This window comes from Agromyces sp. H66 (assembly GCF_004959775.1).
Lineage (GTDB): Bacteria > Actinomycetota > Actinomycetes > Actinomycetales > Microbacteriaceae > Agromyces.
The window spans coordinates 202,818-219,302 of sequence record NZ_SJZG01000003.1 but is presented as its reverse complement, the minus strand read 5'-3'; the positions used below and the strand labels follow the sequence as shown (position 1 = coordinate 219,302).

Genomic DNA, 16,485 nt, shown 5'->3' with positions numbered 1-16,485 from the left:
CCGGATCGTATATCCGCAGGATCGGGCGGGGCGGTGCATCCGGGACCGGCGCGGCCCGGCGCGGCCCGGCGCGGCCCGGCCCGGCCGGCCCAGCCCGGCGTCGCCGGGTCAGTCGGCCGCCCGCACCTCGATGAGGTTCGCCCACGGGTCGTCGAACCGGAGTGTGCGACCGTCGTCGCGGGTCGCGAGGCCGTAGTGCGACATCCGCTCGCCGAGCTCGCCCAGGTCGTCGGCGCCGGGCACGACGATCTCGACCTTGCCAAGGCCGAGCGCCGGCCCCCGCCGGCCGGCGCCGGCGCTGTTCCACGTGTTCATGGCCATGTGGTGGTGGTAGCCGCCGGCCGCCACGAACAGCGCCTGGCTGCCGTACACCGTGGTCGTCTCGAAGCCGAGGCGGTCGACGTAGAACTCGCGGGCGCTCGGGATGTCGCCGACCGAGAGGTGCACGTGGCCGACGATCGCGTCGCCGAGCCCGGTGCCCGCGGTCGCGGCATCCGCTGCCCCCTGCGTGAGGTGCTCGCTGAGGTAGCGATTCGGGTCGAGGAACATCGTGGCCATCTCGATCTGCCCGTGCGTCCAGCTCCACTGCGAGCGGTCGCGATCGAAGTAGAGCTCGACGCCGTTGCCCTCGGGGTCGGTGAAGTAGAACGCCTCGCTCACGAGGTGGTCGGAGCTTCCGGTGAAGGTCCCCGGATGCTTCAGTGCGACGGAGTAGACGGCGGCCGCGAGCGCCTCACGCGAGTCGAAGAGGATCGCGGTGTGGAACAGGCCCGCGCTGCGGGGACCGGGGTGCTTCAGCTCGGGCGCGTACTCGAGGATCACGATGGGCGTCGTGCCGCGGCCGAGCACGGCCACGGGGCCGTCGTGGCTGAGCAGTTCGAGTGTCACGCCGTCGCGGTAGTAGCGGATCATCGCGTCGAGGTCGCCGACCTTCAGCGTCACGGCGCCCATGCCGGTGTCGGCGGCGAGGAGACCCGTCGACGGCGTGCCATTGGTTGTACTCACAACTAATGATAACCCCGCGCGGGGTGTGCTGCATTCCCTCAGAGGCCGAGCGTCAACCGCTCGAACAGGGCGCGGTAGCGCTCGGCGGTGCGCTCGACGATCTCGCCGGGCAGCGGCGGCGGTGCCTCGGCCTCGGCCTGGTCCCAGTTCGCGGCGAGCCAGTCGCGCACGATCTGCTTGTCGAAGCTCGCCATGCGCAGCTCGGGGGTGGGGGCGGTGAGGTACGCCTCGGCGTCCCAGTACCGGCTGGAGTCGCTCGTGAGCACCTCGTCGGCGAGGGTGACGATGCCCGTGTCGCGGTCGGCGCCGAACTCGAACTTCGTGTCGGCGAGGATCACGCCGCGATCCTCGGCGACCCCGGAGGCGTGCGTGAAGATCTCGAGCGACAGCGCACGCAGCTGATCGGCGACGGTCTCGCCGACGAGCTCGACGGTGCGCTCGAACGAGATGTTCTCGTCGTGCTGGCCGAGCGGAGCCTTCCACGCGGGCGTGTACACGGGTTCGGGCAGGCGGTCGCCGTTCGAGAGGCCCTCGGGCAGTGGGATGCCGCCGATGCCTCCCGTGGCCTGGTACTCCGTCCAGCCTCCGCCCGCGAGGTAGCCGCGCACGACGCACTCGATGGGGAACATGTCGAGGGTGCGGCACAGCATCGAGCGTTCGGCCACGCCGGCCGGGATCTCGGGCAGGTCCGCCAGCCGGTCGTCCTCGGCATAGGCGAGGTGGTTGGGCACCTCGGGCAGCTGGTCGAACCACCAGTGGGTGAGCTTCGTGAGCATGGCGCCCTTGCCCGGGATCGCGGGTTCGAGCACGCGGTCGAACGCGCTGACCCGATCGCTCGCGACCACGAGCACGACGCGCGAGCGCCGCAGCGGGTCACCGGTCCAGTCGTCGTCATCGTCGGGCGTCGTCGCGGGCACGTACAGGTCGCGCACCTTGCCCGAGTACACGTGCGTCCAGCCGGGCAGGTCCGTCGCGTCGCTCATGCGTGCGTTCCCCTCACTCCGCGACGCGCGCGGCGATGTCGGTGCGGTACTGCCCGCCCTCGAGGCGGAGGTGGCCGAGCGCCTCGTAAGCGCGGCGGCGCGCCTCGGCGAAGTCGGCGCCGACGGCCACGACGTTCAGCACGCGCCCGCCGGTCGCCATGAGCCGCGGGATCGCGTCGGGCGTCGCGGGTGCGCCGATGGCGGTCGCGGCATGCGCCAGGTGCACTCCGGGAACGGATGCCGCGGCCTCGACGCCCTCGATCACGCGGCCCGTCTCGGGGGCCTCGGGATACCCCTCGCTCGCGAGCACGACCGTGACCGCGGCATCCGGGCGGAACACCGGACGCGGCGCCTGCCCCAGGCCGCCCGTCGCGGCGGCGAACAGCAGGCCCGACAGCGGGGTCTCGAGACGGGGCAGCACGACCTGCGTCTCGGGGTCGCCGAACCGCGCGTTGAACTCGATGACGCGGATGCCGCGCGGGGTCAGGATGAGGCCCGCGTACAGCAGCCCGATGAACGGCGTCTGCTCTTCGGCGAGCTGCTTCACCGTCGGCTTCGCGATGGTCTCGATGACCTCGTCGACGAAGGCCTGCTCGCTGCCGAAGCGGTCGGCGAGCCACGGCAGCGGCGAGTAGGCGCCCATGCCGCCCGTGTTGGGTCCCCGGTCGCCGTCGCGCAGACGCTTGTAGTCCTGCGCGGGCGAGAGGGGCACCACGTTCGTGCCGTCGGACAGCAGGAACAGCGAGACCTCCTGGCCGTCGAGGAACTCCTCGACGAGCACGGGCCCCTGCTGCAGGTAGTGGGTGGCGTGCGCGAGCGCGGCGTCGCGGTCGTCGGTGACGAGCACGCCCTTGCCGGCGGCGAGCCCGTCGGCCTTCACGACGTAGGGAGCGCCGAAGTCGTCGAGCGTCGCCTCGACCTCGGCGAGGGTGTCGGCGAGCGTCGCGCGTCCGGTGGGCACGCCCGCGGCCTCCATGACGCGCTTGGCGAAGGTCTTCGAGCCCTCGAGTGCGGCGGCGGCCCGGCCCGGCCCGAACACGGCGATGCCGCGGGGGCGGAGGGCGTCGGCCACACCGGCGACGAGCGGCGCCTCGGGGCCGATGACGACGAGCTCGACGTCGTTGTCGAACGCGTAGTCGGCGACGAGCACGGGGTCGGTCGGGTCGAGTGCGATGGTGGTCACGCTGCCGCGTGCCGACGAGGTTTCGGATGCCGCAATGCCGGCGTTGCCGGGAGCCGCGATGATCTCGTGACCGGCCTCCTCGTCGAGGAGCGCGAGGATGATGGCGTGCTCGCGCGCGCCCGAGCCGAGGACGAGGATTCTCACCGGTTCAGGCTACCCCGTTTCAGGATTCAGGAACGGGCGCGCGGGTGCTCCCGAATCCCGGTCGGAACCGCGCTCCGACCATTCGCCGACCCCGCCGAGCTCCTGAATTCAGGTCGCCGAGAGGGGTCGGGTGCGCAGGGTGGAGGATGGAGGCATGGCACGGGCACGGATCGACGACGGGTTGGGGCGGGCAGCGGTGAGCACGGTGCAGGCGATCGCCGCGCAGCAGGGCGATGGCGCCGGCGCGGCGCTCGGGGCATCCCGTCGAGGGCCTCAGGGCATCGCCGTCGACCGTTCGACCCTCGCGCTCGCCGTGCGGTACACGTTGCAGCTCCTCGCCGAGCAGGCGCCCGGCGGCACCGTCGAGGTGCGCGTTCCGCCGCACGGCGCGGTGCAGTGCATCGAGGGCCCGAAGCACACGCGCGGCACGCCGCCGAACGTCGTCGAGACGGATGCCGCCACGTGGCTCGCCCTGGCGGTGGGCGACCTGTCGTGGGCCGACGCCCGGGCGTCGGGTCGAGTGCATGCGTCCGGCCAACGCGCGGACCTCGACGGACAACTGCCCGTGCTGCGCATCCCCTGATCGTGGCCCCGGCTTGAGCCGGGCGGGCGGGCCGGCCGAGCCGACGCGCCGGACGCGGGTGGCTCGGCGGTGCGGGACAATGGGGGAGTGAGCGACACGCAGAACTCCCCCGAGACGCCCGAACCGATCTCCGCGTCCGGCGTCGGCGGAAACGGTGCGGCCAGTGCCGCGGCCAGTGCCGGCGGAGACGTCCCCGCGCCCGCCGAGCCCGTCGAGACCGAGGTCACGAGCGACGCGGTCATGGTGCGGCGAGCCCCCTGCTACGGGCGCTTCATCACGCTCGGTGCGCTGGTCGGTGCGGTCGTGGCGCTCATCCTCACGTTCGCGTTCTCGGGCGAGCCCCCGGAGGGGCAGCTGGTGGAGTTCGACAAGGGCCAGATATTCGGGTTCCTGCTCCTCATCTGCGCGACCGTGGGCGCCGCGCTCGGTGCGCTCACGGCGCTCCTGCTCGACCGGGCGCTCGCCCGCCGGGCGGCGGCGGCGATCGCCGAGCACGAGTCCACGCACCGCGCCGGCGAGTAGCCGCGCCGCACGGCGGCGGTCCGAACGCGCGACGGCGGCCGAACTCGGTGCGCCGCGGCGAGGAACGGCCGCCACGGCGACGACGTGCGCCGCCACGAACGCCGCGCCGCGGCATCCGCTCAGCTCAGCTGCGTCTGCTCCACCCACTCGAGGTACTCCTCGGTGACCGTGCCCGTGACGTACTCGCCCGTGAAGCACGACAGGTCGAGCTGCTTGATCGACGTGCCCTCGGTGATCGCGGCCTGCAGGTCGGCGACCTCCTGGTAGATCATGTGGTCGGCGCCGAGTTCGCGGGCGATCTCGGGGATCTTGCGACCGTGGGCGACGAGTTCCTGCCGGCTCGGCATGTTGATGCCGTAGACGTGCGGGTAGCGCACCGGGGGAGCCGCCGAGGTGAACGTGACCTTGTTGGCGCCGGCGGCGCGGGCCATCTCGACGATCTCCTTCGAGGTCGTGCCCCGCACGATCGAGTCGTCGACGATGAGGATGTTCTTGCCCCGGAACTCGGTGCCCATGGCGTTGAGCTTCTGACGCACCGAGCGGCGGCGCTGCGCCTGCCCGGGCATGATGAACGTGCGGCCGACGTAGCGGTTCTTGTAGAAGCCCTCGCGGTACTCGATGCCGAGCTTCTGCGCGACCTGCATGGCGGCGGGGCGCGACGAGTCGGGGATGGGCATGACGACGTCGATGTCGCCCTTGTCCATGTGGGTCTCGATGGTGGTCGCGAGCCGGTCGCCCATGCGCAGGCGCGCCTCGTACACCGAGATGCCGTTCATGACGGAGTCGGGGCGGGCGAGGTACACGTACTCGAACGAGCACGGCACCAGGCGCGGATTGCGGGCGCACTGCCGCGAGATCATCTGGCCGTCGAGCGTGATGAAGATCGCCTCGCCGGGTTCGACGTCGCGCACGATCTCGTAGTCGCCGTTCTCGAGCACTAGCGATTCGGATGCCACGATCCATTCGTCCTTGCCGGCCTCGGTCGTGCGGCGGCCGAGGATGAGCGGGCGGATGCCGAACGGGTCGCGGAACGCGAGGAGTCCGTAGCCGGCGATCAGCGCGATGACGGCGTAGGAGCCTTCGACGCGCTCGTGCACGAGCTCGACGGCGCGGAACACCTGGTCATGGTCGAGCTCGAGGCCCGTGATCTGCCCCTGCAGCTCGGTGGCGAGCACGTTGAGCAGCATCTCGGTGTCGCTCGTGGAGTTCACGTGGCGGCGGTCGATGCGGAAGAGGTCTTCCGAGAGTTCGCGCGTGTTCGTGAGGTTGCCGTTGTGCACGAGGATGATGCCGTACGGCGCGTTCACGTAGAACGGCTGCGCCTCCTCCTCGCGCTCGGCCGCACCCTTCGTGGTGTAGCGCACGTGCCCGAGCCCCATGTCGCCGAGGAGCGACCGCATGTCGCGCGTGCGGAACGCCTCGCGCACCTGCCCGCGCGCCTTCGCCATGTGGAACACCGGCCCGTCGGCGGTGGCGATGCCGGTGGAGTCCTGGCCGCGGTGCTGCAGCAGGAGCAGGCTGTCGTAGATCTGCTGGTTGACGGGTTCGGTGGAGACGATGCCGACGATGCCGCACATGCGAGCAATGGCTCCTCGGGTGTGGGGTGATGCGTCCGAGCTGGACGATCCATCCTCCCACATGTGCGCGTGTGAGCCGGCTGAGTGGCCGCCGATGCGCACGTGAGCGGATGTCCCGTGGCCGGCGGCCACCCGATGGCGGATTCAGTGCACGAACCGGCCGGTCGTGCGCGGCGCCCCGGGCGCGATGAGGGCCATGGCGAGGAGCGCCGCGACGGCCGCCGCACCCGCGGCCGCCTGGAACCCGATCCCGATGCCGGCGGCGGCGATCGCCCCGAGACCGGCGACGCCCGCGGCGCTGCCGAGTTCGTGGAAGGAGTTGAGCACACCGGATGCCGCGCCCGCCTCGTCCTGCTCGACGCCGCCGAGCGCGGTCGTGCTCGCGCAGACCAGGGCGGCGCCGAGGCCGAGGGCGGTCAGTGCCACGCCGACGATCGCGATCGCCTCCGGCCAGCCGACCGTGATCGCGGTCGCGGCGACGCCGAGGCCGATCGCCGCGACGAGCAGGGCGACGGATCCCACGATGCGCGGCCCGAGCCGACCGACGAGTCGCCCCGCCGTGTGCGAGCCGGCGACGATCGCGACCGAGATGGGGAGGAAGGCGAGCCCCGTCGCGATCGGCGACCACCCGGATTCGGCCTGCAGTTCGAATGAGAACATGAACAGTGCGCCCACGAGGAGGCCGGTCGCGACGAGCATGAGCAGGGAGCCGGTCGCGACCGACCGCGAGCGGATGAGCCCGAGCCGCACGAGCGGCTGCGCCGATCGGCGCTCGACCGCCACGAAGGCGGCGCGCAGGGCGATCCCGACCGCCACGAAGGCGGCGAGCAGGGCGATCCCGACCGCCGCGAGCCCCGCGGAGAGCAGGGGCTCGCCCGTGGCCGTCGCCGAGAGCGCCGCCACGAGGCTGCCGAGCCCCGCCGTCGCGAGCAGCGCACCCGCGAGGTCGACGCGCTCGCGGCGTGGGGTTACGCGTGGGGCGACCGCGAACACGACGACGCCTGCGGCCACGAGGATGCCGATGGGGACGTTGACGAAGAAGATCCAGCGCCAGCCCGGGCCGCCGGTGAGGAGCCCGCCGAGGAGCACCCCGAGGGCGGCACCGCCGCCGCCGACCGCGCCCCAGACGGCGAGGGCGCGGTGGCGGGCGCCGGCCTGGAAGCGATGCAGGAGGGCGGCGAGCGCCGCCGGCGAGAGGAGCGCGGCTCCGGCGCCCTGCAGTGCGCGGGCGGCGAGGAACCACTCGGCGCTGGTCGCCAGCCCGACGGCGAGCGAGGCGATCGTGAACAGCAGGAGGCCGGCGAGGAGCATCCGTCTGGTGCCGGCGACGTCGGCGAGGCGCCCGCCGAGGAGCAGGAGGCCGCCGAACGGCACGGCGTAGGCCGCCACGGCCCATCCGGCGAGCTCGGTCGCGAGCCCGAGCTCCGCGCTCATCACCGGGAGCGCGACGTTGACCACGGTGACGTCGAGCACGAGCATCGCCTGGGCGAGCGCGAGCACGACGAGGGCCAGGGTGTCGAGGCGACCCGGACTGCGCGCGGGGGCGAGTCGGTCTGCATGGGTGTGCGTCATGTGCGGCTCCGATCTTTTACAGGGCTGTCAAGGTATTAACTTATACATCGGTGTCGAGATAAGATCAAGGCGTGACGAGCTCCCGATCCACGCGCCGTGATGCCCTGCGGAACCGCGACGCCATCCTCGACGCCGCGGCCCGGTGCCTCAGCGACGATCCCGGCGCGAGCATGTCCGACATCGCGAAGGCGGCCGGCGTCGTCCGGGTCACCATCTACGGGCATTTCGCCTCGCGTGAAGAACTGGTCGAAGCCGTGCTCATCCGCACCATCGACCGGTCGGAGGCGGAGCTCGCCGAGCTCGATCTCGAGGGAGACCCGGTGGCCGCCCTCGACCGCCTCGTGCGCAGGTCCTGGCGCATCGTCGACACGTTCCACCGGCTGCTCGGCGCGGCCGAGGAGGCCCTCTCGAACGAGCGCATCATGGCCCACCACGCCGAGCCGATGGCGCGCGTGCAGGCCCTCATCGAACGCGGCCAGCGCGAGGGGTCGATGCGGCGCGATCTCAGCGCCGAGTGGCTGACGACCTGCTTCTCGGCGCTGCTGCACTCGGCGGCGGCGGAGTTGCGCGCCGGTCGGCTCGCCGAGGCGGACGCGGATCGCGTCGTCGCGACGACCGTGGTCTCGCTGCTCACCGCGCCCGCCGGCTGACGACGGCGCGGGCGCCGCCCGCGCCGTCGCCGCCCGAACCGCCCAGTCGTCGCCCGAACCACCCAGTCGTCACTGATGGCGGCTCCAGGCCGCCGCAGCCCGCCGTCACTGACGACTCGAGGCGAGTGTGTGCTCTAGGGCTTGCTTTTGGAGTTTATTTAGTTCTAAAGTAACCCCACACCCCAGCACCCGACCCGAGGTATCGATGGCGATCCGCTCAACCACCCGCACCGACGTCAACCGCTCGGCGATCCTCGCCCAGCTCGGCGCCAACGGCCCGGCCTCCCGTGCCGAGCTCGCCCGCGTGCTGGGGGTCTCGCCCGCACTCATGACGCAGCTCGTCAAGGACCTGCTCGCCGACGGACTCCTGGTCGAACTCGAGCAGGCGCCCTCGAACGGCGGACGACCCGCGCGGCTGCTCGGCCTGGCGGCCTCCTCGAGCCGCGCGATCGGCGTCAAGGTCGTCGCCGACCATGTCGCCTTCGTCGAGGTCGGCATCGACGGGCGCGTGCTGCGCTCGGCGAGCGAGCCGTTCGACGCCGCCTCGAGCACGTACCTCACCGAGCTCGTCGAGCGCATCCGCCACTTCATCTCCGGCGGCGCGGGCGCGACCCTGCTCGGGGTCGGCGTGGGCGTGCCCGGCAGCGTGGATCTCCCCGGCAGCGGCATCGTCGACGCGCCCCAGCTCGGCTGGAGCGGCGTCGAGCTCGGCGACGCGCTCCGCCGCGCGCTCGAGCTGCCCGTCATCGTCGAGAACAACGTGAACGCACTGGCCGTCGCCGAGCGGCTGTTCGGACTCGGCCGTTCGCACGACAACTTCCTCGTGGTCACGATCGGCACGGGCATCGGCGCCGGCATCGTCGTGGAGGGCAGCGTGCTGCGCGCCGCGTCGGGTGGCGCGGGCGAGATCGGCCACATCCCGATCACCGACGACGGTCCCCGATGCAGCTGCGGCAACGACGGATGCCTCGAAGCCCACATCGGCGAGGCGGCCCTCGTCTCCCGGGCCCGTGAACGGGGCGTGATCTCCGCGACGGCCGGCGTCGCCGCGCTCCAGGCGGCGGCCGAGGCCGGCGACGCGCGTGCCGCGCAGATCTTCAGCGAGGCCGGAGCCCTGCTCGGGCGGACCCTGGCCGGCGTCGTGCACACGATCGACCCCGCGTTCGTCGTGGTGCTCGGCGAGGGCGTCGTCGCCTGGCGGCACTGGTCGTACGGCTTCGAGCCCGCGTTCCGGTCGCACCTGCTGCGGCACCGGCGCAGCCTCCCGGTCGAGGTCGAGACGTGGCAGGACGAGAGCTGGGCCCAGGGCGCCGCCGCGCTCGTGCTCGCGACGCCGTTCGACGCCGCAGGCGCCGCGGGCGACCAGGGTCGGCTCATCCGCGCGCGACTGGTGGAGCAGGCGGCACGGCCATGACCGCCCTCATCGGCGAGGCCGCGGCGGAGGTCGCCGACGGCCCCGCACGCGGACCCCGCGCGGGTGGCCGGGCCGACCGGGCGCGCATCGCCCGCGTCGGTCGCGCCGCCTCCGCTACGCCCTCACGGTGCTCGTGTTCCTGCTGCCGAGCGCGATCCCGCTCGCGCTCTTCGTGCTCGGCCCCATGGTCGCGGCGGCCTGGATCAGCCTCACCGAATGGAACCTGCTCGCGCCGGCGACCTGGGTGGGGCTCGACAACTACGCGAAGCTCCTCACCGACCCGGGTACCGCCGACGTGTTCCTGCACACCGCGATGTACATCGTCGGCTACCTGCCGCTCGTCTACGTCGGCGGCCTCGCGATCGCGCTCGCGCTCAATACCGCCCTCCGCGGCCGAACCCTGCTGCGCGGCGTGTACTTCCTGCCCGTCATCACGAGCTGGATCGTGGTCGCGCTGGTCTGGCGATGGCTGCTCAACCCGTCGAACGGCGTCGTGAACACCGTGCTCGGCTTCTTCGGCATCGAGGGACCCGGCTGGTGGTCCGATCCCGCATGGGCGATGCCGTCGATCATCCTCGCCTCGGCGTGGAAGGACGTCGGATTCGTGATGGTCATCCTGCTGGCGGGACTGCAGGCGATCGACCCCGAACTCGTCGATGCCGCCCGCGTCGACGGCGCAGGCTGGTGGCGGCGCCTCTTCTCGGTGACCCTGCCGCTGCTCTCGCCGGCCACGTTCTTCGTCGTCGTGATCTCGCTCATCAACGGCTTCCAGGTGTTCGACCAGGTCTACGCGATGACCGGGGGAGGCCCGGGCGGCGCGTCGCAGGTCGTCGTGCAGCAGATCTACGACCTCACCTTCCGATACGGCAGCGCCGGCGAGGCATCCGCGCTCTCCTGGCTCCTGTTCCTGGTCATCCTCGCGGTCACGGTGGTGCAGATCCGCGGTCAGCGGAGGTGGGTGAACTATGGCTGACGCGACGACCGACACCCGTACGGAGCCGACGACCGCGCGCCGCAGCCCGGCGGCCCGCGCCGCCCTCACCCGGAGCGTGCTGTTGCACGTCGTGATGGTGCTCGGGGCGCTCGCGATGTTCTTCCCGTTCTACTGGACCCTCGTCGCCTCGTTCAGCCCCGGCACCGGGCTCAGCTCGACGCCCCGGATCGTTCCGGACGACCCCGGCCTCGACGCCTACGTGCAGCTGTTCTCCGAGGTCCCGTTCGCGCGCGTCGTCGCCAACAGCGTGCTGCTCGCCACGGTCACCACGCTCGTGCAGCTGTTCACGAGCGCGACGGCGGCGTACGCGTTCAGCAGGCTGCCGTTCCCCGGGCGCACGATCGTGTTCGGCGTCTACCTCGCGACGATGATGATCCCGCTGCAGGTGCTCGTCGTGCCGCTGTTCGCCGAGTTCCGCGCATTCGGGCTGGTCGACACCTACCTGGGCGCGCTGCTGCCGACCTTCGCGGCGGCGTTCGGCATCTTCCTGCTGCGGCAGGCGATGAACCAGGTGCCCGTCGAGCTCGACGAGGCCGCCGCGATCGACGGAGCCGGCCACTTCCGGATCTTCTGGACCGTCGTGCTCCCGAACATCAGGCCCGCGCTCGCGACCCTCGCGGTGTTCGCGTTCATGGGCAGCTGGAACAGCTTCCTGTGGCCGCTCGTCGTGCTGCGCTCGCCCGAGCTGCAGACCCTCCCCGTCGCCCTCGCGGGGTTGCAGGGGCAGTACACGACCGAGTGGGACGTCGTCATGGCCGGCTCGGTCATCAGCATCCTGCCGATGCTCGCCATCTACCTCTTCGCCCAGAAGTACGTCATCCAAGGCGTCGCGAACACCGGGCTGAAGTAGGCGGGCCGCACCGCGGCCCCGCGCATCCATCCATCCACCCCTCACCCCTATCGAAGGAGATACCCACCATGAGGACCACAGCATTCGCCGCCGTCGGCATCGCGGCCGCCGCGGCGATCGCCCTGAGCGGTTGCGCCGCCGGCGACGCCGCCGACGACGGCCAGGTGACCATCACCTACACGAACTTCATCTCGAACGACGGCAACGAGGAGAACCTCCAGGCCATCGTCGACGCGTTCGAGGAGGAGAACCCCGATATCACCGTGGAGGTCACCACGCTCCCGTACGCCGACTACGGAACGGCGCTGCAGACCGACCTCGCGGCGGGCACCGTCGCCGACCTGTTCGACATCGAGTACGCCAACTACGCGCAGTACCAGGCGAACGGCGTGCTCGCCGAGCTGCCGGTCGAGAACACCGACGCCTACCGGCAGAGCCTCCTCGAGGCGTACCAGACCGACGGCACGCAGTTCGCGCTGCCGAGCTCGTTCTCGGCCGTCGTGCTCTACTACAACGCCGACCTGTTCGACGCGGCGGGACTCGAGTACCCGACGTCCGACTGGACCTGGGCCGACGAGCAGGCCGCGGCCGAGCAGCTGACGGATGCCGCGGCCGGCGTCTGGGGCGACCACCAGCCCGTGAGCTTCTACGAGTTCTACAAGGCGCTCGCGCAGAACGGCGGTGACTTCCTCAGCGAGGACGGCACCGAGGTCGCCTTCAACACGCCAGAGGGCATCGAGGCCGCGCAGTGGCTCGTCGGCAAGAGCGGCACCGTGATGCCGACCATCGAGCAGGGTCAGGGCACGCCCGACTTCGACACCAACCTGTTCAAGGACGGCAAGCTCGCGATGCTGCACACCGGCATCTGGGTGTTCGGCGCCGTCGCCGACGTGCCGTTCGGCTGGGACATCGCGGTCGAGCCGGGCAACGCCCAGCAGGCGAGCGCCGTGTTCTCGAACGCGGTCGGCGTCTCGTCGGGATCCGAGCACCCGGAGGCTGCGGCGAAGTTCGCCGAGTTCCTCACGTCGAGCGACGTGATGGTGCAGGTCCGCCTCGACTCGGGCTGGGAGCTCCCGCCGATCTCCGACGAGGCGGCGCTCGCCACCTACCTCGAGAAGGACAAGCCGGCGAACCGCCAGGCGGTGTTCGACTCGCTCGACGGCATCGCCCTGCCCCCGGTCGTGGCCGAAGGCCAGCAGGAGATGCAGGACATCATGACCGAGGAGCTCGTCGAGGCGCAGTCGGGTCGCAAGACCGTGGAGGAGGCCCTCGCCTCCGCCGAGGAGCGCATCAACGCCGTCATCGGGCGCTGATCTCCCACCGGGGCCGGGCGCGTCACCAGCGCCCGGCCCCGTCACCCGCCACCAGCGCACGACCACGAAAGCAGCCCACGGATGACCCTGCCCGAGATCGACCGACCGCGATCGATCGCCCGACTCGTCGAGTCGAGCGCCGACCTCATCGCCGCCCTGCAGGACGCGGGCGGCGCCTATCCGGCGAGCCCGACGTTCTCCGCCTATGCGGGATACAGCTGGTTCCGCGACGGGGCGTTCATCGCCGACGGCATGTCGAGCTACGGCCGGACGGAGTCGGCCGAGCGCTTCTTCGACTGGTGCGCCCGCGTGCTCGAGTCGCGCGCCGACGAGATCGCCGCGATCACGGCGGCGGCCGAGGACGGGCGACCCGTCGCCGACGGCGCGATGCTGCCGACGCGGTTCACGTTCGAGGGTAGGGCGGGCCTCGACGAGTGGTGGGACTTCCAGCTCGACGGCTACGGCACGTGGCTGTGGGCGGTCGGCGAGCACGTGCGTCGTCATGGCACGGATGCCGCGCGTTGGGCGCGCGCCGTGGAGCTCAGCGTGGAGTACCTGTGCTCGTCGTGGCGGCGTCCCTGCTTCGACTGGTGGGAGGAGCACGCGATGCACGTGCACGTCTCGACCCTCGGATGCATCGCGGCAGGACTCCGCGAGGCGGTCGCGCTCGGCGTGCTCGACGCCGACCACGAGGCATCCGCCGCCGAAGCCGAAGCCGAGATCGTCGAGCTCATCCGCACCGAGGGCGTCGCCGACGGCCACCTCGCGAAGTGGCTCGGTTCGAGCGCCGTCGACGCGAGCCTCGCGTCGGTCGTCGGGCTCCTCGAGGTCGTGCCCGCGGCATCCGATACCGGCCGCGCGACCGTCGCGGCGATCGAGCGGGACCTCACGTTCGACGGCGGCGTGCACCGCTACCTCGACGACTCCTTCTACGGCGGCGGGCGCTGGCCCCTGCTGTCGTGCATGCTCGGCGTCGCGCACGCGCGTGCCGGCGACGTCGATCGGGCCCGCGAACTGCTCGACTGGGCGGCGGGCACCGCAGCCCCCGACGGCGCCATGCCCGAGCAGGTCGGCGGGCACCTTTTGGCGCCCGAGCGCGTCGACGAGTGGGTCGAGCGCTGGGGCCCGGTCGCGCAACCGCTGCTCTGGAGCCACGCCATGTTCATGCGCCTCGCCGTCGAGCTCGGCGTCGCAGACGCCCCGAACGCAGGAGAGACCCGCGAATGATCCGCCACCGTCCCAACGGGTCCGGGCACCCGTACTCGATCGACACCGAGCAGCGCCGGCCCGTCGATCCCGTCGCCGGGTCTCCGCTCACGCTCGGCGCCCGGACGACGCCCGACCTCGTCGAGGTCGACGCGGAACTCGTGATCACGCGGCCCACCGGCGAGGCCGCCGAGCAGCGGATGCCCCTCGAGCGCGTCGCCCGCACCTCACGAGGCAAGACCATCGACGGCGGGCACCTCGCGTCGGCGCAGGCGCGGCTCGCCCGCTCGGCCGGTGGCTGGGCGGTCACGTTCGACGCGCCGGCGGCCGGTAGCGACATCCGGTACCGCCTGGTGGGGCGCACCGCGGAGGGCGCGACGCAGCGCACCCGCTGGTTCGAGGCGCGCACCTCGGCGTGGACGTCGGTGCCCGACGAGACCGTCGCGACCGCGGGCGGCGACCGGGTGCTGCCCGGCAGCGTGTCGGTGCTCACCGACGGCGAGCGCGTGCGCCGGGTGCGCTTCGCCCTGCCGCTCGCGACCCGCGAGCACGTGACCGGGTTCGGCGAGCGCTTCGACGCGCTCGACCACCGGGGCACGAGCCTCGACTCCGTGGTCTTCGAGCAGTACAAGAGCCAGGGCGCCGAGCGCAGGACCTACCTGCCCATGCCGTTCGCGCACGTCGTCGGCGGCGAGGGCTGGGGATTCCACGTGCGCACGTCGCGCCGCGTCTGGTTCGACGTGGGCGCGAGCGCTCCCGACGCGATCGTCGTCGAGGTCGAGACGGATGCCGCGGCCGGCGAGCCCGCCGCGACCGTCGCGTTCTACGACGGCACGCCGACGGCCGTGCTCGACGCGTTCCTCGCCGAGGTCGGCCGCCCCGAGGAGCTGCCCGACTGGGTCTTCCGGCTCTGGGCGAGCGGCAACGAGTGGAACACGCAGGCCGAGGTGATGCGGCAGGTCGACCTGCACCGCGACCACGACGTGCCGGTCGGGTCGATCGTCATCGAGGCGTGGAGCGACGAGCGCACCTTCACCGCATTCCGCGACGCCGAGTACGAGGTCGCCGAGGATGGCGCGCCGCACCGGCTCGCCGACTTCACGTTTCCGGCCGATGGCGCGTGGCCCGACCCGAAGGGGATGGTCGACGAACTGCACGCCCGCGACATCCGACTGCATCTCTGGCAGATCCCCCTGCTGAAGGCGAGGCCCCACCCCACCGGCCAGGCGCGGGCCGACGCGGTCGCCGCGGCCCGCGAGGGCGTGCTCATCCGCGAGCCCGATGCGCGTGGCGAACTGCACCCGTACCGCAACCGCGGCTGGTGGTTCCCGCTGTCGACGATGCCCGACCTCACCGACGAGCGGGCCGCCCGCTGGTGGACCGAGAAGCGCCGCTACCTCGTCGAGGAGATCGGCATCGACGGGTTCAAGACCGACGGCGGCGAGCACGCGTGGGGTCGCGAGCTCGTCTACCTCGACGGCACGCGAGGCGACGAGGGCAACAATCGCTTCCCCGTCGCGTACGCGAAGGCCTACGGCGACCTGCTCCGCTCGGCCGGCAAGGCGCCGGTGACGTTCAGTCGCGCGGGGTTCACCGGATCGCAGGCGCACGGCGCGTTCTGGGCGGGCGACGAGAACTCGACGTGGGACGCGTTCCGCTGGTCGATGTTCGCCGGGCTCTCGGCGGCGGCGTGCGGCATCCTCTACTGGGGCTGGGACATCGCCGGGTTCTCGGGTCCGCTGCCGAGCCCTGAGCTCTACCTGCGGGCGACGGCCGCCTCGACGTTCGTGCCGATCATGCAGTACCACTCCGAGTTCAACCACCACCGCCGCCCGTCGCGTGACCGCACGCCGTGGAACGTGGCCGAGCAGACGGGCGACGATCGCGTGGTGCCCGTGTTCCGCGGCTTCGCGAAGCTGCGCGAGCGGCTCGTGCCGTACCTGGCCGCGGAGGCGGTCGAGAGCATCCGCACCTCGGCGCCGCTCATGCGGCCGGTGTACTTCGACCATCCGGATCTCGAGACGGCGTGGACGCACCCGCTGCAGTGGTTCCTCGGGCGCGACCTGTTCGTCTCGCCGGTCGTCGTCGAGGGTGAGCGGGAGCACGAGACGGCGCTGCCGCCGGGCGAGTGGATCGACGCGTGGACGGGCGAACGCCGGGCCGGCGGCGAACTCGTGCGCGCGGCCGTGCCCATCGACCGCGTGCCGGTCTTCGTACGGGCCGACGCGTGGCCGCGGCTGCGCGAGGTGTTCGCGGAGCCGTCGTGACCGACGCGCGGGCGAGGTTCGAGGAGTTCCTCGACGCGGTCGAGCACGGCCTCGCCGAGCGCGACGACGTCGTCGGTCTCGTGGGCATGGGCTCGACCGCCGAGCGGGACCGCGTCGACGAGTGGTCCGAGTCGCGGGCGCGGTCGGACTCGCTCGATCCGGCGCGCACGTTCGAGGCGGCGCCGCCGGCGTGCCGGCCAGGGGCCTCGCCGCGGTGCGGGG

14 protein-coding genes are annotated in these 16,485 nt (G+C 72.1%); 9 read left to right on the top strand and 5 right to left on the bottom strand.

Translation table 11 applies throughout. From position 1 onward, the window contains the following. Positions 1-108: 108 nt before the first annotated feature. From EZM51_RS06855 to purD, 3 genes are all read right to left on the bottom strand, one after another. Positions 109-951: a VOC family protein gene (locus tag EZM51_RS06855; protein WP_136707737.1), complete on the bottom strand. Its 843-nt coding sequence runs from the start codon at positions 949-951 to the stop codon at positions 109-111. 92 nt (positions 952-1,043) lie between these two features. Beyond that, the gene (locus EZM51_RS06850) at positions 1,044-1,988 is read right to left on the bottom strand and encodes a phosphoribosylaminoimidazolesuccinocarboxamide synthase (protein WP_136707503.1); all 945 of its coding nucleotides are present in this window, start codon (positions 1,986-1,988) and stop codon (positions 1,044-1,046) included. Between the two features lie 13 nt (positions 1,989-2,001). After that, entirely contained in the window at positions 2,002-3,315 is a 1,314-nt protein-coding gene (gene purD / locus EZM51_RS06845; protein WP_136707502.1) for a phosphoribosylamine--glycine ligase, read from the bottom strand. Positions 3,316-3,469: 154 nt separating this feature from the next. Here purD and EZM51_RS06840 point away from each other — a divergent pair, with 154 nt between their 5' ends. Both EZM51_RS06840 and EZM51_RS06835 read left to right on the top strand, forming a co-directional pair. Next, positions 3,470-3,898 carry a sterol carrier family protein gene (locus tag EZM51_RS06840; protein ID WP_136707501.1) on the top strand — a complete coding sequence of 143 codons (429 nt, stop codon included), beginning with the start codon at positions 3,470-3,472 and terminating at the stop codon, positions 3,896-3,898. Positions 3,899-3,985: 87 nt separating this feature from the next. Beyond that, entirely contained in the window at positions 3,986-4,420 is a 435-nt protein-coding gene (locus EZM51_RS06835; protein ID WP_136707500.1) for a hypothetical protein, read from the top strand. Between the two features lie 119 nt (positions 4,421-4,539). Here the strand turns inward: EZM51_RS06835 and purF are convergent, their stop codons facing one another. Beyond that, a complete protein-coding gene (gene purF, locus EZM51_RS06830; RefSeq protein ID WP_136707499.1) occupies positions 4,540-5,997 on the bottom strand; it encodes an amidophosphoribosyltransferase in 1,458 nt (485 codons plus the stop codon). A gap of 144 nt (positions 5,998-6,141) precedes the next feature. Next, entirely contained in the window at positions 6,142-7,569 is a 1,428-nt protein-coding gene (locus EZM51_RS06825) for an MFS transporter (protein ID WP_136707498.1), read from the bottom strand. A 71-nt stretch (positions 7,570-7,640) separates the two neighbouring features. Here EZM51_RS06825 and EZM51_RS06820 point away from each other — a divergent pair, with 71 nt between their 5' ends. From EZM51_RS06820 to EZM51_RS06790, 7 genes are all read left to right on the top strand, one after another. Next, complete coding sequence (locus EZM51_RS06820; RefSeq protein ID WP_136707497.1) at positions 7,641-8,219, top strand: TetR family transcriptional regulator; 579 nt, start codon at positions 7,641-7,643, stop codon at positions 8,217-8,219. 205 nt (positions 8,220-8,424) lie between these two features. Further along, positions 8,425-9,633, top strand: a complete 1,209-nt coding sequence (locus EZM51_RS06815; RefSeq protein WP_136707496.1) for an ROK family transcriptional regulator — start codon at positions 8,425-8,427, stop codon at positions 9,631-9,633. A gap of 127 nt (positions 9,634-9,760) precedes the next feature. Continuing rightward, positions 9,761-10,606 (top strand): sugar ABC transporter permease, encoded by an 846-nt coding sequence (locus tag EZM51_RS06810; RefSeq protein WP_211195837.1) that lies wholly within the window; start codon positions 9,761-9,763, stop codon positions 10,604-10,606. Beyond that, positions 10,599-11,477, top strand: a complete 879-nt coding sequence (locus EZM51_RS06805) for a carbohydrate ABC transporter permease (RefSeq protein WP_136707495.1) — start codon at positions 10,599-10,601, stop codon at positions 11,475-11,477. The genes EZM51_RS06810 and EZM51_RS06805 overlap by 8 nt, the downstream gene beginning before the upstream one ends. A 68-nt stretch (positions 11,478-11,545) precedes the next feature. Then, the gene (locus EZM51_RS06800) at positions 11,546-12,790 is read left to right on the top strand and encodes a sugar ABC transporter substrate-binding protein (RefSeq protein WP_136707494.1); all 1,245 of its coding nucleotides are present in this window, start codon (positions 11,546-11,548) and stop codon (positions 12,788-12,790) included. An 81-nt stretch (positions 12,791-12,871) separates the two neighbouring features. Next, the gene (locus tag EZM51_RS06795) at positions 12,872-14,017 is read left to right on the top strand and encodes a glycoside hydrolase family 15 protein (protein ID WP_136707493.1); all 1,146 of its coding nucleotides are present in this window, start codon (positions 12,872-12,874) and stop codon (positions 14,015-14,017) included. Beyond that, positions 14,014-16,263: a TIM-barrel domain-containing protein gene (locus EZM51_RS06790; RefSeq protein WP_136707492.1), complete on the top strand. Its 2,250-nt coding sequence runs from the start codon at positions 14,014-14,016 to the stop codon at positions 16,261-16,263. Before EZM51_RS06795 ends, EZM51_RS06790 begins: the two co-directional genes overlap by 4 nt. Positions 16,264-16,485: the final 222 nt, after the last annotated feature.